The following is a 22,492-nucleotide window of genomic DNA, read 5'->3' as shown; positions in this document are numbered from 1 at the left end:
ACATGCGTTTGAAGCATATCCGTGTTCTTTGCAAGTTCGATGAAATGAAACTGTCGCAAAACCCTGTCACAGGATAAATTGAGCCGGTTAACCGGCGTGACTCGCTGGAGAGAAAGGCGGACATGAACGAGCTCAAGCCGGTCCAGGCCGACTTCATCAATGTCGGAACGGCAAGCGTCGAGGGCGGCAATCCCGATCGCTTTGTCAATCGCGAATTCTCCTGGCTGCAGTTCAACCGCCGCGTGCTGGAGGAATCGCTCAACGCGAACCATCCGCTGCTCGAGCGTGTCCGCTTCCTGTCGATTTCGGCCGCCAATCTGGACGAGTTCTTCATGGTGCGCGTCGCTGGCCTTGCGGGCCAGGTGCGCGAAGGCATCGTTCTGAAAAGCCCCGACGGGCGCACGCCGGAACAGCAGCTCGAACAGTTGCTCCGCGAGGTGGAGCGCCTGCAGGAGGATCAGCAGAAGAGCCTGTCGGCGCTGATGATCCTGCTCAACAAGGAAGGCATCGAGACGGTCGCCGGCGATGCGTTGACCAAGGACGAGCGCGCCTGGCTGGAAGAGCATTTCCAGGAACAGGTTTTCCCGGTACTGACCCCTCTGTCGATCGACCCGGCACATCCGTTCCCATTCATCCCCAACCTTGGCTTTTCCATCGCGCTGGAGCTCCGGCATCGCAAGAACGGCGAGACGATGAGCGCGCTGCTGCGCCTGCCGCAGGCCTTGAAACGCTATATTCGCCTGCCAGACCGCAAGGGACATGTGCGTTTTGTTCCGCTGGAAGCGGTGGTGGGCCTCTATATCGGCAAGCTCTTCCCAGGCTATGAGGTCACCGGCTCCGGTACATTCCGTATCATTCGCGACAGCGATATCGAGGTGGAAGAAGAGTCCGAGGACCTCGTGCGGCTGTTTGAGACCGCGCTGAAACGCCGTCGCCGCGGTTCGGTGATCCGTATCGAGTTCGACAATTCGATGCCCGAGGAATTGCGCGAATTCGTCGCCGGCGAACTCGGCGTCTCATCGAGCCGCATCAGTGTCCTGACCGGGCCGCTGGCGCTGAGCCAGATCTCCGAGATCGTCTCGATTGCGCGCGACGACCTGAAGTTCGTGCCGTACAATCCGCGCTTCCCGGAACGTATCCGCGAGCATGGCGGCGATTGTTTCGCGGCGATCCGGGAAAAGGACATCGTCGTCCATCACCCGTATGAATCCTTCGACGTCGTGGTGCAGTTCCTGCGCCAGGCGGCAGCCGACCCGGAAGTCGTCGCGATCAAGCAAACGCTCTATCGCACCTCCAACGACAGCCCGATCGTGCGTGCGCTGGCCGATGCCGCCGAAGCTGGCAAGTCGGTGACCGCATTGGTCGAATTGAAGGCTCGCTTCGACGAGGAAGCCAACATCCGCTGGGCGCGCGACCTCGAGCGCGCCGGCGTGCAGGTCGTATTCGGCTTTCTGGAGCTGAAGACACACGCCAAGATGTCGTTGGTGGTGCGGCGCGAGGACGGGCGGCTGCGCAACTATGTGCATCTCGGCACCGGCAACTACCACCCGATCACGGCACGCATCTATACGGACCTGTCCTTCTTCACGACGGATGCCCACATCGCGCGCGACGTGGCACAGATCTTCAACTTCATCACCGGCTATGCCGAGCCGACCGGCGAGATGCGTCTCGCTCTATCTCCCTACACACTGCGCAGCCGCATTCTCGATCACATCAAGGAAGAAATCGAGCACGCGCAAAACGGCAGGCCCGCTCGCATCTGGATGAAGATGAACTCGCTGGTCGATCCGACCATCATCGATGCGCTCTACGACGCCAGCCGTGCCGGCGTCGAAATCGATCTCGTCGTGCGTGGTATTTGTTGTCTGAGACCCCAGGTTCCCGGGCTGTCCGAGAATATCCGGGTGAAGTCGATCGTCGGCCGCTTCCTCGAGCACAGTCGCATCTACTGCTTCGGCAACGGACATGGGCTGCCGTCGGACGAAGCCATCGTCTACATCTCGTCGGCCGATCTGATGCCGCGCAATCTCGACCGCCGCGTCGAATGCATGGTGCCGATCACCAATCCAACTGTGCATGAACAGATACTTGGCCAGATCATGCTGGGCAACATCATGGACAACCAGCAAAGTTTCGAAGTATTGGCCGATGGTACCTCGCGGCGCCTTGTGCCCGATGAGGGCGAGGAACCGTTCAACGCACAGGAATATTTCATGACCAATCCGAGCCTGTCGGGACGGGGCGATGCCTTGAAATCGCATGCGCCGAAACGCATCGCGCAGTTCAAGCGCCGCAAGAAGGACATGGCCGGCTGATGATGGCCGCTTCCCAGGGGAGGCTGCAGGATCGCCGCCCGCTGTCGATCATCGATATCGGCTCGAACTCGATCCGTCTCGTTATCTATGAGGGATTGGCGCGTTCGCCGACAGTTCTGTTCAACGAAAAGATGCTGGCTGGTCTCGGTCGCGGCATCGTCTCCACAGGCAAGCTGGACCCCGAGGCCGTCACTCGCTCCATGGAGGAGTTCCGCCGTTTTCGAGCCCTGTCCGAACAGGCCGGAGCCGAACGCATATACGTTCTCGCCACGGCCGCTGCGCGCGAGGCCGTCAACGGTCCGGACTTCATCCATCGCGCCGAACAGGTACTTGGTACAGAAATCCATGTGTTGAGCGGCCGCCAGGAAGCATACTATTCGGCGCTTGGCGTCATTTCCGGCTTCCATCCTGCCGATGGTATCGCGGGCGACCTTGGCGGCGGTAGCCTGGAATTGATCGACGTCAACGGGGAAGTGATCGGCGACGGCATCACCTTGCCGCTTGGTGGCTTGCGGTTGCAAGACATGGCCAAGAATTCGCTCGCGCAGGCGACCCGCATCGCCAGGACGCAACTGGCCAAGGCCAAGTTGCTCAAAGGTGGCCAGGGCAGGGTCTTCTATGCCGTTGGTGGAACATGGCGAAACCTGGCGCGCCTCCATATGGAAATGAACAACTACCCGCTCGGCGTCATGCACCACTATGAGATCGGCGTGGAAAGCGCGCTCGCCTTTCTCAAGCAGGTCGCCAAGGGAGACGTTGAAAAGGTCAAGGGCATCGAGGGCGTCTCGAAGAATCGCCGTTCGCTGCTGCCTTACGGCGCCGTTGTGCTGCAAGAGATACTTGGTGCGATGCAGCCGTCGAAGATCGTGGTCTCGGCAATCGGCGTACGCGAAGGCTATCTCTACTCACTGCTGGATGAGGTCGAGCGCAAGGCCGATCCGCTGATCTCGGCGGCCGAGGAACTGGCGCGGCTGCGCTCGCGCTCGGTCACCCATGCGCACGAGTTGGTCGACTGGACCGGCAAATCATTCGAGGCGTTCGGCATCGACGAGACCGTCGATGAAGCCCGCTATCGCAGGGCGGCCTGCCTGCTTGCCGATATCGGCTGGCGGGCGCATCCCGAATATCGCGGCCGTCAATCGCTCAACATCATTGCGCACGCATCCTTCATTGGCGTCGACCATCCCGGCCGCGCGTTCCTGGCGCTGGCCAATGCCTATCGCCACGACGGTGTGTTCAACGAGAACATCGCGCCGGAGATCAAGGCACTGGCGACGCCGCGCTATCTGGAACGGGCACGCAGCCTGGCCGGCATGATGCGCGTCGTTTACCTGCTTACCGCTTCGATGCCCGGTGTGATGCCTCGCTTGCGATGGGAAAGCCGTGGCAACGGGGCGCTCGCACTGGTCATCCCGGCCGATCTCGCCGGCCTCTATGGAGAGCGTCCGGCCGGGCGATTGGCGCAGCTTGCCAAGATCACCAACCGCCGCCTCTTCCTGGCGGTGGATGGCGGCCCGAGCATCAGCGCCAAGTAAGGGCCTGCCGGCTCCAGCCGTCGATCGAATAGGCGCCGGCGCCGGCAACGGCGAGCGCCAGGAAGCCGCCTGCTATGGCGATGTCCTTCATCAGCATCTGTGTGTGCAGGAAGGCGAGCGTCGGGTCTTCGCCCTGGCCGTAATGGCCGAGATAGCCGGCGATCAGGCAAAAGGCGGCGAGCAAGCCCGCCGCGATACGCATCTGGAAGCCGATCAGGACGGCAAGTCCGGCGATCAGCTCGAACGGGCCGACGCCCCATGCGGCAAGCTGGGGCGAGGGCAGGCCAAGACCGGCGAAGTAGCCGGTCGCGCTGCCGATATCGCCCAATGTCTGGATGCCGGCAGGCACGAACAGAACCGCCAGCAACAGCCGGGATAGAAGAAGCAGAAGATTGGCCGGCATGGCGTGCCTCTTTCCGAAGTCCCGCCGACGCAGTCTACATCGGTTTCGAACCTGGGGACATCGACAACGAAAAAGGCGCGGAATTCATCCGCGCCTTCTGGTTCCAGAGCGTTTCCGTTTTTCTCGGAAACACGGAAACGCTCTAACTCTTTGTCCTACGCAATTCCGGACGGAAAACCGCTACACGCTTTTCCTGGAATTGCTCTTGCTTTCAGATCGAATTAGCCGCGACGGCCGTCGATCGAATAGGCGCCGGCACCGATCAGGGCGAGCAGCAGGAAGCCGCCGGTGATGGCGAGGTTCTTCTGCAGCATCAACGGATTGAGCGGCTGCGAGAAATCGAGATGCGCGGCCGCTGTCGCGCCAAGAACGAAGACGGCAAGGATGATTGCGGCGATGCGGGTTTTGAAACCGACCAGCACGGCCAGGCCGCCGATGAGTTCAACCAGGCCGACGACGACTGCGGTGACCGATGGGACCGGCAAGCCGAGACTACCGAAGAAGCCAGCGGTGCCGGCGAGGTCGGTCAGCTTTGCGTAGCCGGCAAGGATGAAAAGGATCGACAGGAGAATGCGGCTGGCGAGAATGACGCCCGAAGCATTCGAGGTAACGCCGGAACCGGCGGATGAGTTGACGGACAATGTACCCTCCAATGGCAAGCGCTCCCCAAGGAGCACAATACCACCAAATTAACGCAACTTCAGCGTTCACTAAAGACGGTTGTCCGGCAACACATCGTTCACAGGTTTGTCACGTTAGCCGGTATCACCCGGGATGCGTCATGTCCTCCGGCTTGACCAGGCGGTCGAAGTCGGCATCGGTGACATAACCGCCGCCGACGGCCTCTTCGCGCAGCGTCGTGCCGTTCTTGTGTGCGGTCTTGGCGATCTTGGCGGCATTGTCGTAGCCGATCGTCGGCGCCAGTGCGGTGACCAGCATCAGCGAGCGTTCGAGCGCTGCCTTGATGTTGTCCTCCCGGGCTTCGATGCCGACCACGCAATTGTCGGTGAACGAGACCGCCGCATCGGAGAGCAACTGCACCGACTGCAGGAAATTGTAGGCCATCAGCGGATTGTAGACGTTGAGCTCGAAATGGCCCTGGCTGCCGGCGAAAGTGAGTGCCGCGTTGTTGCCGAACACCTGCACGCAGACCTGGGTCAGCGCCTCGCACTGCGTCGGGTTGACCTTACCCGGCATGATCGAGGAGCCCGGTTCATTTTCCGGCAGCGATAGCTCGCCGAGACCCGAGCGCGGACCTGAGCCGAGGAAACGGATGTCGTTGGCGATCTTGAACAGAGCCGCAGCCGTTGCATTGATGGCCCCGTGCGAGAACACCATGGAATCGTGCGCTGCAAGTGCCTCGAACTTGTTCGGAGCCGAAGTGAAGTCGATGCCGGTGATCTTGGCGATGTTGACCGCGACTTTCTCGGCGAAACCGATCGGAGCGTTGAGGCCGGTGCCGACGGCGGTACCGCCCTGCGCCAGTTCCTGCAGGCCGGGCAGCGTCAGTTCGATGCGCTTGATGGACGAGGCGACCTGCGCGGCATAGCCGCCGAACTCCTGGCCGAGTGTCAGCGGCGTAGCGTCCTGCGTATGTGTGCGGCCGATCTTGACGATGTGGTCAAAAGCCTTCGCCTTGGCCTCGAGTGCGGTATGCAGATGCTTCAGGGCCGGCAGAAGATCGTGCACGATGCGCTCGGCGCAAGCTATGTGCATGGCCGTCGGATACGTGTCGTTGGACGACTGGCTCATATTGACGTGGTCGTTCGGATGCACGGGCTTTTTGGAACCCATGACGCCGCCGAGCAGTTCGATAGCCCGGTTGGAGATCACCTCATTGGCGTTCATATTGGACTGCGTGCCCGAGCCTGTCTGCCAGACGACAAGCGGGAAATGGTCGTTGAGTTTGCCGTCAATCACTTCCTGCGCGGCTTCAATGATGGTCTTGCCAAGCGCGGGGTCGAGGCGGCCCAGTTCCATGTTGGCTTCAGCCGCCGCGCGTTTGACGATGCCGAGCGCCCGCACCACCGAAAGCGGCTGCTTTTCCCAGCCTATCTTGAAATTGCCGAGCGAACGCTGTGCCTGCGCACCCCAGTAACGATCGCTGGCCACCTCGATCGGGCCGAACGTGTCGGTTTCGGTTCTGGTCTTCTCAGCGCTCACGGCCTCACTCCAATCTGATGCGGTGGCAAGGGCCTATCGCGTTGCACAAAACGCTTCAAGCGGAGATTGCGTAGCCCCGCGAACCAAATCGGTTGAAGGGTATGAGGCCCGTTGCGCTACCGCAGCAGCGAGCGTGAAGTCGGCGAGAGCCACAGCGTTTCAATGGTTCTCGCGAAGACGAAACGTCCGCTGCCGGGCAGGCTGGACAGGTCCGGCACGGTCGACGCGCTGTCTTGTCTGTCTGGCCTCCTGTTCAGACCGATGACCGAGACAAAGACGTTTTCGTTCTCGCGCACGGGCAGGCGTGGGAACGTGTTCTCGGCTGGCTCTGTGAGATAGGCGCCGAGAAGGCAGGCGGAGGCCTCCCTTAGCGCGGGAACGGCCAGTGCTCTGTAGGATGAAGCGAAATCGGGCCCTGCATCGGGTTCAAGATGGTGGATCTCGATGCTGATGGAGGCCAGCAGACGCTCAGACGCGGGATTTGTCAGCCGGGCGTCGTTGGCAGCCGGCCTGGCAGCGACAGGCCGTGTTGCGTCAGTCAGATCGAAGCCGGATCCCGGCCAGGCCGGCTTCAACAACAGGACGTCGTCGGACGAGACCATTGTTGCGTTGGCCTGGTTCCTGTGACGCGCCCAGACCGGCCCATCGTAAAACGAGCCCAGTGCCTGTCGCCGTGCGTCCATCGACGCGAAGCCGCGCAGCCACACGAATGTGTCTGGCCTGCCCAGATCGCGGAACTGTCCGATCATCTTGATGTTGGCGGCTTCCTGCGTCTCGACAAACTCGCGGTCGAACAGTTCGATCAACGTCTCGCGCTGGCCAGGTACCAGCGCGTAGCGGCGCAGCTCGACGACGGGAACATCCTCGACAGAGATCGGTGCGGGCAGGGTGGTATCGAGAACCGTCACGACGCGTCTCCAAAACAGGGTGATTGTCCTGTTCATAAACAAACCGGTTGCCCTGTTTTGTCAACGTGATAGTTCTGTCGCCGTGATTGTCTGCTGACATCCCGCATGACTGACCGGCGACGGGATGTCGAACATATGAAAGGGCGACCGTCATGCAATCCAACCGCCAGAAACGCACCAACGATCCGGAAGGCATGCGCCGCCGGGTGCTCGACAAGGCCGAGGAATCTTTCCAGGCGCGCGGCTTCCACGCTACCAGCCTGGGCGATGTGATGGCTGCGGCCGCCGTCACGGGTGGCGCCTTGCACCATCATTTCCCAACAAAGAAGGCGCTTGCGCTGGCTGTTATCGAAGAGCGTGTCGCCGAAGTTGTGCGCCGCACCTGGGTCGAGCCCCTGCGAAGTTCTGCTTCGGTGCGCGCGGGCGTCAGGCAGGTTTTCGCTACCGTCGCGGACAGGTTGGAGCGACAAGGTTTCGTGCGCGGCTGCCCGCTCAACAACCTGGCGCATGAGCTGTCGTTGGCCGACTCGGATTTCCGGGTCCGTCTCGCCAGCATTTTCAAGGAGTGGCGGAGTGCCATCGCCGACAAGGTGAGAGCCGACCAGCAAGCCGGGGGTGAGGCCGGTACTGACCCGGAGCGGTTCGCGGCAAGCGTGGTAGCGCTCTATTCGGGGGCCATGTCAATGGCCAAAACTGCGCAGGATTCCAGCCTGTTGCGGCTCTGTGCGAAAGAACTGGACGAGAGCGCAGGCGGCGTGTTGAATTGAGGTCGCCATGGCCGATCAGCTTCCGTCCTCGATCTCGCGGCGCCGCTTGCTTGCCGGTATGGGAGCAGCGACCGCCGGTGTGATCGCGCCCAGCTTTGCCTTTGGCCAACCTGCTGCAGGGATACCGTCGGTCGACGCAACCTTCCTGTTCATCGCCGACGTCCATGCCTGCCGCATGGCGAGCGGTCTGAGCCCGAATTGCCTGCAAGAGGGCAAGACCGACGCGGCGCTGCTGCGTCAGATCGCGGCGCTGAATGGCATCGGCGACAAGCTTTGGCCGTCCGCAATAGACGGCGTTGCCACCGGTTTGCGTTCGGCCGGCAATCAGATCGGCACATCGCTCGGTATCGTTGTGGGCGGTGATATGACCGATGATGGTGGCGGCCAGGTGACACAGCCCAGCGAAGGCACCCAGCTTCTCCAGTTCAGCCAGCGCTACCAGCAAGGGGTCGGGCCGGACCGCGTGCACGTGCCCGTCTATGTCGGCCTCGGCAATCACGATCTTGACCAGAATGGTCCGCCGCCGCACGCGGATTGGTATCGGCGCGAACTGCGCGACTATGTCGAGGTCAATCATCGCCCTGGTGTCTTCTTCAAGCCGCCGGTGCCGGTCGCCGACTACGATGTCGCATCCGATTGTTATTCCTGGGATTGGGGAGGGCTGCATCTCGTGCAGTTGCATCGCTTCGCCGGCGATACGGCCCATGGCGCTGAAAGCAGTCTGCCTTGGCTGCAGCGCAACCTGGCGGCGAAAGCCGCGGATGGCCGGCCCGTCGTGCTGTTCCAGCATTACGGCTGGGACAGTTTTTCAGTTGAGCGCTGGGACCCGCAGAAATCCACCTTCGACGATGAAGGCGCCGGCGCACCGCATTGGTGGAGCGCAGCGCAACGGGAGGACCTGTTGGCGGTGCTCACGGGTTACAACATCGTCGCCGTCTTCCATGGCCACCAGCACGAGACGCCGATGATCTACCGTCGGGACGGGCTCGATGTCGTCAAACCGAAGGCGGCTTATCTGGGCGGCTTCGCGCTGGCCCGCATCACCAATGATGGCATGGACGTGGTACTCGGAGAAGCGACCGGCGACGATGGCGGCGTGATGTTCACCAACGCATTGTCACGGCGCTGGAAAAGCTGAGCGTCCGCCCTGTCAGGGTCGAGGCTGCGCCCTACATGGAAAGGAGATGCGGGGGCATCATCCTCTCCGGGAGAACAGGATATGACGACTACGGTTTCCGCGCGCCCGCTCGCGGGCAGGGTGGCTCTGGTCACCGGCGCTTCCTCCGGTATCGGCGAAGCCACGGCTCTGGCGCTTGCCACGGCAGGTGCCGATGTGGCGATCGTCGCCCGCCGGGCCGATCGCCTGAAAGCGCTTTCCGAACGGATCGAGAAGGCCGGTGGCAAGGTCTTTGCCATCGAGGCGGACATTGCACGCCCAGACAGCGCGCAGGGGCTGATCAACGATGTGCTGGCATATGGCAAACGGCTGGACATCATCGTCAACAATGCAGGCGTCATGCTGCTATCGCCGGTGTCCCAGGCGCGTGCCGAAGACTGGCGGCAGATGATCGAGGTCAATCTGGTCGCGCTGATGGAACTGACGCGGACGGCATTGCCGCATCTGAAGGAAAGCAGGGGCCATATCGTCAACGTGTCGTCGGTGGCTGGCCGCATCGCCAATCCCGGGGCGGCGGGTTATGCGGCAACCAAGTTCGGCGTCGTCGCCTTTTCGGAGGCGCTGCGCCGGGAAGTCTATGCCGACAAGGTGCGGGTGACGGTGATCGAGCCGGGTATGGTCGAAACCGAACTCGGTGACCATATCACCAACCCCGCCATGAAGGCCAATCTCGAGCAGCGCAGGGCTGCCACGGAGCCGCTGCAGTCCGAGGATATCGCCGCAGCCGTGCTTTACGCGGTCACGCAGCCGCCGCGTGTCAACGTCAACGAGATCCTGATCCGCCCGACCGATCAGGAGCGGTGACGCTGCCGATTTGAGAGGGGCTAAGCTTACCGATCCGTAAGGTGGCGGACAGGTGGTGGTGAGGTGCTGCCGTTATCCATCGTCTCGAGCCGTCCGCTCGTTAGACGAAGCGATTGCTTGCAAATGGAATGAGGCCCTCTCGATGAAACAGGCGGACTGCATCGCGATCACAAGGATCGCGGCGTTCCATCATTTTATCATAAAGCCCTGCCACCTCATCCTCGCGCCACTGCCTGCGCGATGACGGCTCGTTCGCGCGCCGGCTCGCGACCTGCCGAGGCCTTCCAAACCGGATCCGACCCCATGCGCATCCTGATGCTGGAGGACGACAAGAAGACGGCCGCTTTCGTCGTCAAAGGGCTGAACGAGGCGGGTCACGTCTGCGATCAGCTTGCCGACGGCCGTGACGCGCTGTTCCAGGCAACGCGCGAAGCCTATGACGTTTTCGTGGTGGACCGCATGACGCCGGGGCTCGACGGGCTTTCCGTCGTCAAGTCCTTGCGCGCCGCCGGGGTCCTGACACCGGCCATCTTCCTCACTTCCGTTGGCGGCGTCGACGACCGCGTCGAAGGATTGGAGGCCGGTGCGGATGATTATCTGGTCAAGCCTTTCGCCTTTTCCGAACTTCTGGCGCGATTGAATGCGCTCGGCCGCCGCCCGCCAGTGCAGGAACAGAAGACTGTACTGAAGGTGGCAGACCTCGAAATGGATCTGGTCAAGCGCCATGTGGTACGCCGGGGGCATCCGATAGACCTGCAACCACGCGAATTCCGTCTTCTGGAAGTGCTGATGCGCGGTGAGGGGCGGGTGATTACCCGCACCATGCTTTTGGAACGCGTCTGGGATTTCCATTTCGACCCCAAGACCAGCGTGGTGGAGACCCATGTCAGCCGCCTTCGGGCCAAGATCGACCGCCCCTTCGCGGTGCCGCTGCTGCATACCGTGCGCAACACCGGCTATAGTCTCCATGCGCCTCGCTGAAAGCCTGCTGCGCTCGACGCCGTTCCGTCTCGCCTTGAGCTTCGCGGCGCTTGTCATCCTCGCCTTCCTGCTTTCCGGCGGTATCGTCTACCAAACGATGAGCGCGAACCTGAACCGGCGCCTCGATGACTCAGTCCGGCAGGCCTATTCGATGATTGCGACGACCTATGCCGAGAGCGATGTCGACGACCTCATCACCGCGGTGAACAGCCACGCCAACGGCAGTTCCGGCAACGATCAGCTGATCTCGTTGACGGGACCGCAAGGCGAGAGCCTGGCCGGCAATCTTTCGGCGATCGACTTGCCTTTGGGATTTGCGACCGTGCCCGAAGGGACGCCGGGATTTCCCGATACGGCGCCATACCGGGCCTATTCGGGCAAGGTCGGCTCGGCCGACCTCACCGTCGCGCAGAGCTTCACCGAGACGGAGGAACTGGAGGGCCTCCTCTTGGCCAGTTTCGCCTGGGCCGCCATTATTGTTGCGGGGCTTGCCATCGCTGGCGGTGCCTATCTCGCCTCGCGGGTGCAACGGCGGCTGGATGCGATCGGCGACACCATGGTTGCGGTCTCGCATGGCAAGCTCGACGCGCGCATTCCGCAGCTCGGCCGCGATGACGACATCGATGCCGTGTCGATCCAGATCAATGCCGCCCTCGACAGGCTGGGCTCTCTGGTCGAAGGCATGCGGCAAGTCTCCAGCGACATCGCCCATGATCTGAAAACGCCGCTCAACCGCCTGCACATGATCTTGGACAGCGCCGCCGACAAGGCAGGCAGGTGCGAGGACGTTTCGGCAGACCTCGCCGAAGCACGCGCCGAAAGCTCGCAAATCGACGAGACTTTCGATGCTCTGCTGCGCATCGCGCAGATCGAGGCCGGCGCGCGCAAGGCACGTTTTGTGCAACTTGACCTCGCCGAGGTGGTGGCTTCGGTTGCGGAGATCTATGCCGAGGTCGCCAAGGACGATGGCAAGACGCTCTTCCTCGAGCGCAACGACGCCGATGGTACGATTACCGGAGATCGTGAGTTGCTGACGCAGCTTTTCGCCAATCTCATCGAAAACGCCATCCGTCATACGCCCGCCGGTACGCGGATCGAAATTTCTGTAACTCGACAAGCCGTTGGTCTCGTTGTGGAGGTGCGAGACGATGGCCCGGGCATTCCCCTGCAAGAGCACGAGAAGGTCTTTCAGCGGCTTTACCGGCTGGACAAGAGCCGCTCAATGCCTGGGACCGGATTGGGGCTGAGCCTCGTCAGGGCGATCGCCGATCTGCATGGCGCGGCGGTTTCGATGCAGCCGCTCGATCCCGGCGTTGCAGCCGTCGTGGTTTTTCCCAGCGGGACTCAGGTCTCCGTTCGGTAGTCGGCCAGCACAGCATCGATGACATTTGCCGATATGGCGATCTCCGCCGCGCTCCGGCCGATCTGGCCCGAAACGGTGATCATCGCCTTCCACAATGTCCAGGCGCGGCCGCGTGTCCAGGTGCCTCCGTCGAGGGGCAGGGCCGTGCGGAAAGCGCTACGGCTCTCGTTTCGAAACAGCGTCCAGGCGATCGCCAGATCGCAGGCCGGATCGCCGATCGCCGAACTGCCGAAGTCTATGACGCCGCATAGTTTGCCGTCCTTCACCAGCAGATTGCCCCAGGCGATATCGCCGTGCACCCAGACCGGTGGATGCTGCCACTCGGTTTCGAGTGCTTCTTCCCAGATCGCGCGCGCCGTTGTTGTGTCGATCCTGTCTTGGAGCAGGCGAAGCGCCTCTCGTGTCTGGCCGTCATAGACGGCAAGACTACCGCCCCTGAAGTAGTTCTGCGCTCCGGCGGGCGGTCCACCGGCCGTATCGATCCGGTGGAGTGCGGCGAGGAAATCGGCCAGATCGACCGCGAATTCGGCAAGGTCGCCGATTCGCTCCTCCGATGCCGTCTCGCCCTCCAGCCAGCCATAGATCGACCAGGACCAAGGATAGTCCTCGCCAAGTTTACCCCAGGCGAGCGGCGTGGGGATTGGCAATGGCAAATGCGGTGCCAGTTTCGGGAGCCAACGCTGTTCGTTGGCCACTTGCGCTGCGTAGCCGGCTGCGCTCGGCAGCCGCACACTCATCTCGTCGCCCAACAGGAAGGTGCGGTTGTCCCAACCGCCAGGTTCAACCTTGCGGATCGGCAGATCGGTCCACTGCGGAAATTGCGCGGCGATCAGTCGCCGCACCAGCGCCTTATCGATCTCGACCGTGATTCCGGATTTGCCCGGCATGGCTGTCCCTGGTGCGTGTCGGCACCTTTGCAAAAGAAGAAAGGGCGACATTTCTGCCGCCCTTTCCCGTACATTGCCTGAGAAGGACAGCCGTAGACGGATTTCGTTAAAAAACCATATCATTGCCGGCACTTACCGGCAGATCTTGAAAATTCTTTCGACGCTGGAAACGCTGGAGCGAGCGGCGGAAACAACCGCATCAAAGAAAAGGGCGGCATTTCTGCCGCCCTTCGTAAGCTTGAGCCGGTTGGCTGGACTTAGAAATCCATGTCGCCACTCAAGCCCCGCTTGCGGGCTTGAGCATTGTTGGATTTCCTTAGAAGTCCATGCCGCCCATGCCGCCCATGCCACCAGGCATGGCCGGAGCCGGAGCGTCCTTCTTCGGAGCTTCGGCGATCATGGCCTCGGTGGTGACCAGCAGGCCGGCAACCGAAGCGGCATCCTGAAGGGCAGTACGCACGACCTTGACCGGATCGACGATACCGAAGGCGATCATGTCGCCGTATTCGCCGGTCTGGGCGTTGTAGCCGTAGGTCGCGCCCTTGTTCTCGAGCACTTTGCCGGCAACGATCGAGGCTTCAGCGCCGGCATTCGAGGCGATCTGACGGATCGGAGACTGAAGGGCGCGACGGACGATCGCGATGCCAGCAGCCTGGTCGGCATTGACGCCGGCCGACTTGATGGCCTGGGTGGCACGCAGCAGGGCAACGCCGCCGCCAGCAACGATACCCTCTTCCACCGCAGCGCGGGTGGCGTTCAGGGCGTCGTCGACGCGGTCCTTCTTTTCCTTCACTTCCACTTCGGTCGCACCGCCGACGCGGATGACGGCAACGCCGCCAGCCAGCTTGGCAAGACGCTCCTGGAGCTTCTCACGGTCGTAATCCGAGGTGGTCTCTTCGATCTGCTGCTTGATCTGGGCAACGCGGCCCTGGATCTCGGCCTTCTTGCCGGCACCGTCGACGATCGTGGTGTTTTCCTTCTCGATACGGACCTTCTTGGCCTTACCGAGCATGTTGAGCGTCACGCTTTCGAGCTTGATGCCGAGGTCTTCCGAGATGACCTGGCCACCGGTGAGGATGGCGATGTCTTCCAGCATGGCCTTGCGGCGGTCGCCGAAGCCCGGAGCCTTGACGGCGGCGATCTTCAGGCCACCGCGCAGCTTGTTGACGACCAGCGTGGCCAGGGCCTCGCCTTCGACGTCTTCCGAGATGATGAGGAGCGGCTTGGAGGTCTGCACGACGGCTTCGAGAACCGGGAGCATGGCCTGCAGGTTGGACAGCTTCTTCTCGTGCAGGAGGATATAGGCGTCCTCGAGCTCGGCAATCATCTTGTCCGGGTTGGTGATGAAGTACGGCGACAGGTAGCCGCGGTCGAACTGCATGCCTTCAACGACTTCCAGTTCGGTCTCGGCGGTCTTGGCTTCCTCGACCGTAATGACGCCTTCGTTGCCGACCTTCTGCATCGCTTCGGCGATCATCTTGCCGACCGACTCGTCGCCATTGGCCGAGATGGTGCCGACCTGAGCGACTTCCTCGGAGGTCTTGATCTTCTTGGCGGCCTTGCCAAGCGCCGAAACGACTTCAACGACGGCGAGGTCGATGCCGCGCTTCAGGTCCATCGGGTTCATGCCGGCGGCAACAGACTTGGCGCCTTCCTGCACGATCGCCTGGGCCAGAACGGTTGCGGTCGTGGTGCCGTCGCCGGCGATGTCGTTGGTCTTCGAAGCGACTTCACGGACCATCTGGGCGCCCATGTTCTCGAACTTGTCTTCAAGTTCGATTTCCTTGGCGACGGTGACGCCGTCCTTGGTGATGCGCGGGGCGCCGAACGACTTGTCGATGACGACATTGCGGCCCTTCGGGCCGAGGGTCACCTTCACCGCATCGGCGAGGATGTTGACGCCGCGCAGCATGCGCTCGCGGGCATCACGGGAGAATTTTACTTCTTTAGCAGCCATTTTTTACTCCTGGGCTTTGCGCCCGAAATCAAGATTGGATGGTGCGGATGAGGGCAGGACTTGGCTCCGCATAATCTTGTCCGAAAAGTCTGCAACTTTTCGGGATCATGCTTTAGCCGATGATGCCCATGATGTCGGATTCCTTCATGATCAGAAGGTCTTCGCCATTGAGCTTCACTTCGGTGCCCGACCACTTGCCGAACAGGACGCGGTCGCCGGCCTTGACGTCCAGCGGAACCAGCTTGCCGGCCTCGTCACGAGCGCCAGAGCCGACGGCGATGACTTCGCCTTCCTGCGGCTTTTCCTTGGCGGTGTCGGGGATGATGATCCCGCCAGCCGTCTTTTCTTCGGATTCAACCCGGCGAACGACCACGCGGTCATGAAGCGGGCGGAACTTCGACTTTGCCATTTGATTTCCTCGGTGCGAAAGGTGAGAAAGAATTTCCTCCGTCCGGCCCTGCCGGACCTTCGGTTAGCACTCGCTATGGGTGAGTGCTAACGTGGCGGTGAGATAATCCCGCCTCCGGGGAGAGTCAAGGCGCGGCGCGGCATCTGGCCGCATGAAAATTGTCGTTTGTCCCGGTTGCGCTGTCAGCCGGGGATTCATCGCAGCCGATCTTGATCGGCACAGGCCGGGCGAAGACTGTTTGGCTGCCTGTCGGGCGCATGATCCAAGCGGACAAGAATTATGCTAATCTCGCGTTGTCGGATGGACCGCGGGTGGTGGCCATGCTGGAAGCGGATAAGGTGTTCGCCGGTTCGGTCCCGGAAAACTATGACCGCTATATGGTGCCGTTGATTTTCGAGCCGTACGCAGCCGATCTTGCGCAACGGGCCGCGTCCCTCTCGCCAAGCGCCGTTTTGGAAATCGCCGCAGGCACCGGGGTCGTCACACGAGCACTGGCGCCGAACTTGTCTGCTGGCGCAAGCTATGTCGTGACCGATCTCAATCAGTCGATGCTGGATTACGCCGCCTCCAGGCAGCCTCCTGACCGTCGCATCAAATGGCGCCAGGCGGATGCTTTGGCGCTGCCTTTTGAAGACGCCGTCTTTGATGTCGTTTGTTGTCAGTTCGGCGCGATGTTTTTCCCCGACCGTCCTGCGGGCTACCGTGAAGCAAGGCGGGTCCTGAAACCTGGTGGGCACTTTTTGTTCAACGTATGGGATCGCATCGAAGAAAACGTGTTTGCGAATGATGTGACGAATGCTCTTGCAAGGATTTTTCCGAACGATCCGCCGCGCTTCCTGGCGCGCACGCCGCACGGCTATCACGATACGGCGCTGATCCGCGGCGAACTCGAAGGCGCAGGTTTCTCCCGTCTGATGATCGAGACGAAAGCCGAACAAAGCCGTGCGTCCTCGCCCCGTCTCCCGGCCGTAGCGTATTGTCAGGGAACGCCCCTTCGCAACGAGATCGAGGCCGGAAAATTGGACGCTGCGACCGACTGCGCCGAAGCTGCGATCGCAGAAAGGCATGGGCACGGTGACGTTGCCGCCAAGATCCAGGCTCACGTCATCGTGGCTGTGACCTAGACGAGGAAATATGGCTTTGGCGCTTTGCGACGTCTCGCGCCTTTCGGCCTGAGGCCGTGCCTGGAGCGTTTCTGTTTTTCACAAAAAACGCTCTAACTATTTGTTTTTACGCAATTCCGGACGGAAAATCGCTAGTCGAAAAAAGCGCGCAACTGGCCGTGGATGATCGATTTGTAATCGTCGACGATGCGTTGTCCCTGCGTTTTGTCCTGTGTCAGCGCCAGCCGCACGACGCCGCCGGCGAGCTGGAAGAACAGGAATACCAAGCGTCGAAACTCTTCGCGCCGCTCCGGCTTCAGCAGATGGATAACCTGACCGCAGAAGACATCGGCCTGATGATGCGTCTCGGCGATGTCGAGATTCTGCAGCGCCTTGTCAGCCTGGATGGCGTTCTGCAGGTCCTGGATGGCGGGGTCTCCAGCGACGCGCTCGTAATAGTCGTCGAGCATCCGGTCGGAAGCCGCGATCATGCTCTCCAGCCCGTCGATGCCAACGACGATCTCCCACTGGCGCGCCCGCGTTACTTCCGAAAAGCGCTCGTAGAGCGTGGCCAGGATCGCGGACTTGTTCGGGAAGTAGTGATAGACGGTGGCGATCGGTCCGCCGGCCAGCGCGCCGACTTCCTTCATGGTGACGGCGTCTATGCCTTTTTCGCCGATCAACCGCTTGGCGGTGGCCAGGATTGCGTCGATGCGCTCGCGGCTGCGCTCCTGTTTCGGGCGGCGCCGCAACTGCGATCCGGTGGCTGCACGCTTGGCTTGTTTCATGCGCCGGTTGTCCACATTTCAACAAATCCTGGCCAACCGATCCTGGTCGGCAAATTCGCGTTGACAGGAAAGATGATAAAGTATCAGTTTTCAAGATGCTGATTGATTGTCAGCTTTTGAGTTGAGGCAACGGACGTTGGGAGGCGCCTGTGGACTCGATGGATCTCGCCCGTCCAGGGAATGGGGATTGGCTGGTCGGCAATCCGACGCGCGGGCAGCTTGCCGCGGCTCTATGGACCGGCTCCGTCGGGCTGCTGATCCTTGGTCTGCAGCCGGTGCTGCTTGGCGCGCTGTTCACGCAAGGTCATGTCAGCGGCGATGAACTGGCGCTGGTGGCAACTGCGGAACTGATCACCATCGGTATCGGCTCGGCCACCGTGGCGATGGTTCTCTCGGCGCGCAACATGCGTCGCAAAAGCACGATCCTGCTTCTCCTTCTGGCATTGGCCAATGTGTGGACAGCCTACGCGGCGAACGCCAACATGCTGATCGCGGCCCGCGCCGTTGCGGGCTTCGCCGAGGGTGGTCTGGTGGCGGTCGCGACCGAACTGATCGCGCGTTCGCGCCGGGCAGAGCGGATCGGCGGCTATTTCGTGTCACTGCAGACCTTGGCGCAATGCGTTCTGGCTTTGCTGCTGGCGCTTGCCGTCATCCCGGCCTATGGCGCGAGCGGCGGTTTCGTCACGTTGGCCGTGGTTTGCGGGCTGTCGGTTGCCGTTGCACGCGCAGTGCCTGACGACTATGCGGACCTTCCGAAGGATGAGCATTTCGCCAACGTGTTGACGCCAGGCGCCATCACCGCACTGCTTTGCATCTTCTGTTACTTCATGTTCTTTGGCTCTGTCTGGGCTTTCCTGGAACCGCTGGGCGCACAATACGGCATCGACGGCCGCACGGTCGGCCTGATCGTCTCGGCGAGTTTGGCTGCGCAGATCCTGGGCGCGATGACGGCAACCGTCTTCGAGGCGCGCATCGACTATCGGCTCGCCATCACTGCCGTCGGCATCGTTGCCGTGCTTGCGTGCGTCACACTGGCCAGTGGGCCGGCCCTGACCACTTTCTGGGCAGCTGCGCTGGCCATGGGTTTCATCCTGCTCTTCGTCGTTCCCTACCAGATCCGATTGGCGATCACCTCGGATGAGACGCGCACGACGGCGCTTCTCGTGCCGGCCGCGCAGCTGTTCGGACTGGCGCTTGGACCTGTCGCCGCCTCGCTGCTCATCGAGGAAGCGGATTTCCGTGCGGTGCCGGAATTCGCGGCTGCCAGCGTCGTCGCTTCCATCGCGTTGCTTGGCCTGTTCCTCGCCCTGACGCGCCGCCGCGCTGTCGCCTGAGCCGAGGGTGTTCATGACAGATACCTTGCGCTGGACGAACTGGTCGGGCTTTGTCGAAGCCTCGCCGCTGCGGATTTTGAATCCCGATAGCCTCGACGGCATCGTTGAGGCTGTGAAGACAGCGTCAGGTCCGCTGCGCGTCGTCGGGGCAGGGCATTCGTTCACGCCGCTCGCCAGGACGGACGGTACGATGCTGTCGCTGGAGAAGTTCGAAGGGCTGGTTTCGCACGACGCAGCTGCCAATGTCGCGCGTGTCCGCGCCGGCACAAGGCTCCGGTCGCTGATGCTGCTCCTGCAGGATATCGGCCAGGGCCTGCCCAATATGGGTGACATCGACAGGCAGGCGATCGGCGGCGCGCTCGGCACCGCGACACACGGTTCGGGCCGGATGCTCGGCGCTTATCACACACAACTCCAGGCGACGCAGTTCGTTGATGGGCGCGGCGCGGTGCGTGAACTGACGTCGGCCAAGGATCGCGACATGATCCACGCCACCGGCGTGGCACTCGGGAGCTTCGGCGTGTTGACGGAAGTCACGCTGAAGAACATCCCGACTTACAGGCTGCACCGCCGAAAATGGGTGCTGCCGATCAGGGAGATGCTGGCCGAATTCGAACCGATGATGGGCGCACACCGCTCAGCCGAATTCTACTACGTGCCCTTTTCGGGCCACGCGCAGTTCATTGCCAGCGACCTGTCCGACAAGCCGGTCAGCCCGCGGCCGCCGGAAGAGGACGAGGAGGGACTGGCGACGCTGCGCAAGCTGCGCTCGGGGCTGCGTCGGGCGCCCTGGCTACGCGGATTGATCATCCGCTCGGTCATGGCGAGGCTGCCGTCGGAGGATTATGTGCAGGATTGGCTCAACGTCTACGCCAGCGACCGTCGTACCCGCTTCAACGAGATGGAATATCACCTGCCTTTCGAGGAAGGGCCTCGGGCATTGGGTGAAATCATCGAGCTGACCGAAAAACGCTTTCCGGAGGTCTATTTCCCGATGGAGGTCCGCTCGGTGGCCGGCGACGAATTCTGGCTCAGTCCTTTCTACAAGCGGCCGACCTGCTCGATCGCGATCCATCACGACGCCGCCAACGACCCGCTGCCCTTCATGCGGGCGGCTGAACCGATCTTCCGCAAATATGGCGGGCGTCCGCACTGGGGGAAGATGCATAGCCTGAAAGCCGAGGACTTCGAGGCGCTCTATCCACGCTGGAGGGACGCGATGGACGTGCGCCGGGACATCGATCCGCAGGGCCGTTTCGTTTCGCCCTATATGGCAGACCTGTTCGGGTTGAAGTGATGGACGCCTATTTTCAGACCTTGACGGCTGCGCTGCGCGAGGCCGGACTGTTCAAGCCTTGCCTTGTGCTGGACCGTGATCGGCTCGATGCCAATATCGCGCTGACCCGGCAGAAGCTGGCACCCGAACTCGCGCTGAGGCTGGTCGACAAGTCGCTGGCCTGCCTGCCGCTTCTCTCCCGCATTGCAAATGCCCTCGGCGCGACGCGATTCATGACCTTTCACTTGCCGATCAGCGAAGCGGTGCTGAAGGCCTTTCCGACGGCAGACCTTCTGTTCGGCAAGCCGATGCCGGTGGAGGCCGTCCGGCAAGTGCTGTCGCGCAGGGATGACGCGTGGAAACGCGTATGCTGGTTGATCGATACGCAAGCGCGGCTGGAGCAATATATGGTCATGGCCGAGACGCTGGGCTGCGACCTGCGCATCGCCTTCGAGGTCGACATCGGCCTGCATCGCGGCGGTATCGCAGAACCGGCGGCGCTGTCGCAGGCGCTGCAGCGGGTTCGCCAGCATCCCCTGCTGCATTGTGAAGGCATCATGGGCTACGAGGCGCATGCGCCTCATATCCCGAACCTGTTCGGCGGACCGGAAAAAGCGTTGGCGGAATCTGTCGCCGCATTCCAGGCCTTCATCGCCTGCCTCGCGTCCGGTGAGCGGCAGATACTCAACACCGGTGGCTCGAAGACAGCGCTGCTGCATGGGGTGCGGACGCAGGCGAACGAAGTGTCGATCGGTTCGGCATTCGTGCTGCCGAGCGACTTCGATACGGCCGGCCTGACCGGATTCCAGCCCGCCGCTTTCATCGCGACGCCTGTGCTGAAGGTGGTGGAAGCGCAATTGCCGGGGCCGGCTTTCGTCGGTAGGGCGTTGCAGGCGCTTGGCCGGTTTCCGCGACGCGGCTGCTACATCTATGGCGGCAAGTGGATGGCGAAGCCGGTCTTTCCCGAAGGGGCGCGGGAGGAAGCCACACTCGGCCAATCCTCCAACCAGCAATTCATGGCTCTGCCGGACAATACCAAGCTTCAACCAGACGATTTCTTTTTTCTGCGTCCAACCCAGTCCGAATTCGTACTGCAGCAGTTCGGTACCATCGCGGTGTTTTCGCAAGGACGTGTTGTAGAGCAATGGCCGGTTCTGCCAGTGGGCTGAAGCGTCTTTCGTAAAAGCGCAACAAGTGGGCTTGATAGCTGCCTCTGGCATGCATATATTTGACTTAGTCAACAATATTGTTGACGTAGTCTAATAATGCACTCCCCGTCGAGGTTCCCATGTCCGCCTTTTCCAGCCCCAGCGACGAGCAGGTTGCCTGCGTACGCGCCTTCAACCGCTTTTATACGCGCCAGATCGGCTTGCTGGAGGAGGTGCTGCTGAAAAGCCCGTTTTCATTGAGCGAAGCACGGGTCCTGTTTGATCTTGCCCAGCGCGACGGCCAGAGCGCCGCCGAACTCGGGCGCGAGCTCGGGCTCGATGCCGGCTATCTCAGCCGCATGCTGAAGAAGTTCGAGGAGCGCGGGCTGGTGCAACGCCAGGCGCAGGCCGACGATGCCAGGCAGTCGGCGATCGCGCTGACCGAGGCGGGCAGGCAAACATTTGTGGGCCTGGACGAAGCCTCCAATCGCGAGGTTGGAACCATGCTCGACCGGCTGCCAGCCGAACGCTGTGAAACGCTGGTGACGGCGATGATGACGATCATGCGGCTGCTGGGCGAGGGAGGCGAGCCCAAGGTGCCCTATATCTTGCGGCCGCTGCAGACTGGCGATGTCGGCTGGATCACGCACCGGCAAGGCCTGCTCTACGCCCAGGAATATGGCTGGGACGAAACCTACGAGGCGCTGGTCGCCGAAATCCTCGTCAATTTCGTCAGATCGTACGATGCGAAGAAAGAGCGCGCCTGGGTCGCGGAGCGCAATGGCGAGGTCGTGGGTTCGATCTTCGCCGTGCACCAATCCGACGAAGTGGCGAAGCTCAGGCTGCTTTATGTCGAGCCGTCGGCGCGGGGACTTGGCATCGGGAAGCGATTGACAGACGAATGCATCGCCTTCGCCCGTTCGCGTGGCTACAAGACGCTCACCCTGTGGACCAACGACATTCTTGTTGCGGCACGGCGCATCTACCAGGCTGCGGGTTTCAAGCTGGCAAAGGAGGAGCGCCACACCTCCTTCGGCAAGGAACTCGTCGGCCAGATCTGGAACCTCGAACTCTAGGTCCGTTTGCGCTTAGACAGCGCGGCCGTGGCGGATTGCAACATTGTTCCGTTCTCGCGGTGCCGAGCGCACGACTGTGCCTGCGCCTGCCATGC

The 22,492-nt window shown here is 61.9% G+C and carries 20 protein-coding genes; 12 read left to right on the top strand and 8 right to left on the bottom strand.

The window, feature by feature from the left end; translation table 11 throughout:
- Positions 1-122 precede the first annotated feature (122 nt).
- Positions 123-2,318 (top strand): RNA degradosome polyphosphate kinase, encoded by a 2,196-nt coding sequence (locus AO692_RS16200; RefSeq protein ID WP_054311069.1) that lies wholly within the window; start codon positions 123-125, stop codon positions 2,316-2,318.
- Positions 2,318-3,853 (top strand): exopolyphosphatase, encoded by a 1,536-nt coding sequence (gene ppx, locus AO692_RS16195; protein ID WP_054311068.1) that lies wholly within the window; start codon positions 2,318-2,320, stop codon positions 3,851-3,853. Before AO692_RS16200 ends, ppx begins: the two co-directional genes overlap by 1 nt.
- Here ppx and AO692_RS16190 read toward each other — a convergent pair.
- From AO692_RS16190 to AO692_RS16175, 4 genes are all read right to left on the bottom strand, one after another.
- A complete protein-coding gene (locus tag AO692_RS16190) occupies positions 3,840-4,256 on the bottom strand; it encodes a DoxX family protein (RefSeq protein WP_054311067.1) in 417 nt (138 codons plus the stop codon). The two genes, ppx and AO692_RS16190, sit on opposite strands and share 14 nt — an antisense overlap.
- 221 nt (positions 4,257-4,477) lie before the next feature.
- Entirely contained in the window at positions 4,478-4,897 is a 420-nt protein-coding gene (locus tag AO692_RS16185; RefSeq protein WP_054311066.1) for a DoxX family protein, read from the bottom strand.
- A 124-nt stretch (positions 4,898-5,021) separates the two neighbouring features.
- Positions 5,022-6,419, bottom strand: coding sequence for a class II fumarate hydratase (gene fumC / locus AO692_RS16180; RefSeq protein WP_054311065.1), 1,398 nt, complete (start codon positions 6,417-6,419; stop codon positions 5,022-5,024).
- A gap of 116 nt (positions 6,420-6,535) precedes the next feature.
- Complete coding sequence (locus tag AO692_RS16175; RefSeq protein ID WP_244483374.1) at positions 6,536-7,327, bottom strand: NIPSNAP family protein; 792 nt, start codon at positions 7,325-7,327, stop codon at positions 6,536-6,538.
- A gap of 152 nt (positions 7,328-7,479) precedes the next feature.
- Between AO692_RS16175 and AO692_RS16170 the strand changes: the two genes are divergently transcribed.
- The 5 genes from AO692_RS16170 to AO692_RS16150 all read left to right on the top strand — a co-directional run bounded on the left by AO692_RS16170 (position 7,480) and on the right by AO692_RS16150 (position 12,419).
- Entirely contained in the window at positions 7,480-8,094 is a 615-nt protein-coding gene (locus AO692_RS16170; RefSeq protein ID WP_244483373.1) for a TetR/AcrR family transcriptional regulator, read from the top strand.
- 7 nt (positions 8,095-8,101) lie between these two features.
- Positions 8,102-9,232 (top strand): metallophosphoesterase, encoded by a 1,131-nt coding sequence (locus tag AO692_RS16165; protein ID WP_054311064.1) that lies wholly within the window; start codon positions 8,102-8,104, stop codon positions 9,230-9,232.
- An 81-nt stretch (positions 9,233-9,313) separates the two neighbouring features.
- On the top strand, positions 9,314-10,075 hold the full coding sequence (locus AO692_RS16160; protein WP_054311063.1) for an SDR family NAD(P)-dependent oxidoreductase: 762 nt from the start codon (positions 9,314-9,316) through the stop codon (positions 10,073-10,075).
- A gap of 303 nt (positions 10,076-10,378) precedes the next feature.
- Complete coding sequence (locus tag AO692_RS16155; RefSeq protein ID WP_054311062.1) at positions 10,379-11,056, top strand: winged helix-turn-helix domain-containing protein; 678 nt, start codon at positions 10,379-10,381, stop codon at positions 11,054-11,056.
- Positions 11,043-12,419 (top strand): ATP-binding protein, encoded by a 1,377-nt coding sequence (locus AO692_RS16150; protein WP_054311061.1) that lies wholly within the window; start codon positions 11,043-11,045, stop codon positions 12,417-12,419. The genes AO692_RS16155 and AO692_RS16150 overlap by 14 nt, the downstream gene beginning before the upstream one ends.
- Here the strand turns inward: AO692_RS16150 and AO692_RS16145 are convergent.
- From AO692_RS16145 to groES, 3 genes are all read right to left on the bottom strand, one after another.
- Positions 12,401-13,306 carry an aminoglycoside phosphotransferase family protein gene (locus tag AO692_RS16145; RefSeq protein WP_054311060.1) on the bottom strand — a complete coding sequence of 302 codons (906 nt, stop codon included), beginning with the start codon at positions 13,304-13,306 and terminating at the stop codon, positions 12,401-12,403. The genes AO692_RS16150 and AO692_RS16145 overlap by 19 nt on opposite strands.
- A gap of 316 nt (positions 13,307-13,622) precedes the next feature.
- Positions 13,623-15,263 carry a chaperonin GroEL gene (groL, locus tag AO692_RS16140; RefSeq protein ID WP_054311059.1) on the bottom strand — a complete coding sequence of 547 codons (1,641 nt, stop codon included), beginning with the start codon at positions 15,261-15,263 and terminating at the stop codon, positions 13,623-13,625.
- Between the two features lie 112 nt (positions 15,264-15,375).
- Positions 15,376-15,672, bottom strand: a complete 297-nt coding sequence (groES, locus tag AO692_RS16135) for a co-chaperone GroES (RefSeq protein ID WP_019173599.1) — start codon at positions 15,670-15,672, stop codon at positions 15,376-15,378.
- A 320-nt stretch (positions 15,673-15,992) separates the two neighbouring features.
- Here groES and AO692_RS16130 point away from each other — a divergent pair, with 320 nt between their 5' ends.
- On the top strand, positions 15,993-16,796 hold the full coding sequence (locus tag AO692_RS16130) for a class I SAM-dependent methyltransferase (protein WP_054311227.1): 804 nt from the start codon (positions 15,993-15,995) through the stop codon (positions 16,794-16,796).
- 131 nt (positions 16,797-16,927) lie between these two features.
- Here the strand turns inward: AO692_RS16130 and AO692_RS16125 are convergent, their stop codons facing one another.
- Positions 16,928-17,563 carry a TetR/AcrR family transcriptional regulator gene (locus AO692_RS16125; RefSeq protein WP_054311058.1) on the bottom strand — a complete coding sequence of 212 codons (636 nt, stop codon included), beginning with the start codon at positions 17,561-17,563 and terminating at the stop codon, positions 16,928-16,930.
- Between the two features lie 158 nt (positions 17,564-17,721).
- Here AO692_RS16125 and AO692_RS16120 point away from each other — a divergent pair, with 158 nt between their 5' ends.
- The 4 genes from AO692_RS16120 to AO692_RS16105 all read left to right on the top strand — a co-directional run bounded on the left by AO692_RS16120 (position 17,722) and on the right by AO692_RS16105 (position 22,397).
- The gene (locus tag AO692_RS16120) at positions 17,722-18,897 is read left to right on the top strand and encodes an MFS transporter (RefSeq protein WP_054311057.1); all 1,176 of its coding nucleotides are present in this window, start codon (positions 17,722-17,724) and stop codon (positions 18,895-18,897) included.
- Between the two features lie 13 nt (positions 18,898-18,910).
- Positions 18,911-20,194: a D-arabinono-1,4-lactone oxidase gene (locus tag AO692_RS16115; RefSeq protein WP_054311056.1), complete on the top strand. Its 1,284-nt coding sequence runs from the start codon at positions 18,911-18,913 to the stop codon at positions 20,192-20,194.
- Positions 20,194-21,342, top strand: coding sequence for an alanine racemase (locus AO692_RS16110; RefSeq protein WP_054311055.1), 1,149 nt, complete (start codon positions 20,194-20,196; stop codon positions 21,340-21,342). Before AO692_RS16115 ends, AO692_RS16110 begins: the two co-directional genes overlap by 1 nt.
- A gap of 119 nt (positions 21,343-21,461) precedes the next feature.
- Positions 21,462-22,397: a bifunctional helix-turn-helix transcriptional regulator/GNAT family N-acetyltransferase gene (locus AO692_RS16105; RefSeq protein ID WP_054311054.1), complete on the top strand. Its 936-nt coding sequence runs from the start codon at positions 21,462-21,464 to the stop codon at positions 22,395-22,397.
- The last annotated feature ends 95 nt before the right edge of the window (positions 22,398-22,492 follow it).

It is taken from the genome of Mesorhizobium sp. 1M-11 (genome assembly GCF_001303895.1).
GTDB lineage: Bacteria > Pseudomonadota > Alphaproteobacteria > Rhizobiales > Rhizobiaceae > Mesorhizobium.
This window is presented reverse-complemented; position numbering and strand designations above follow the sequence as displayed.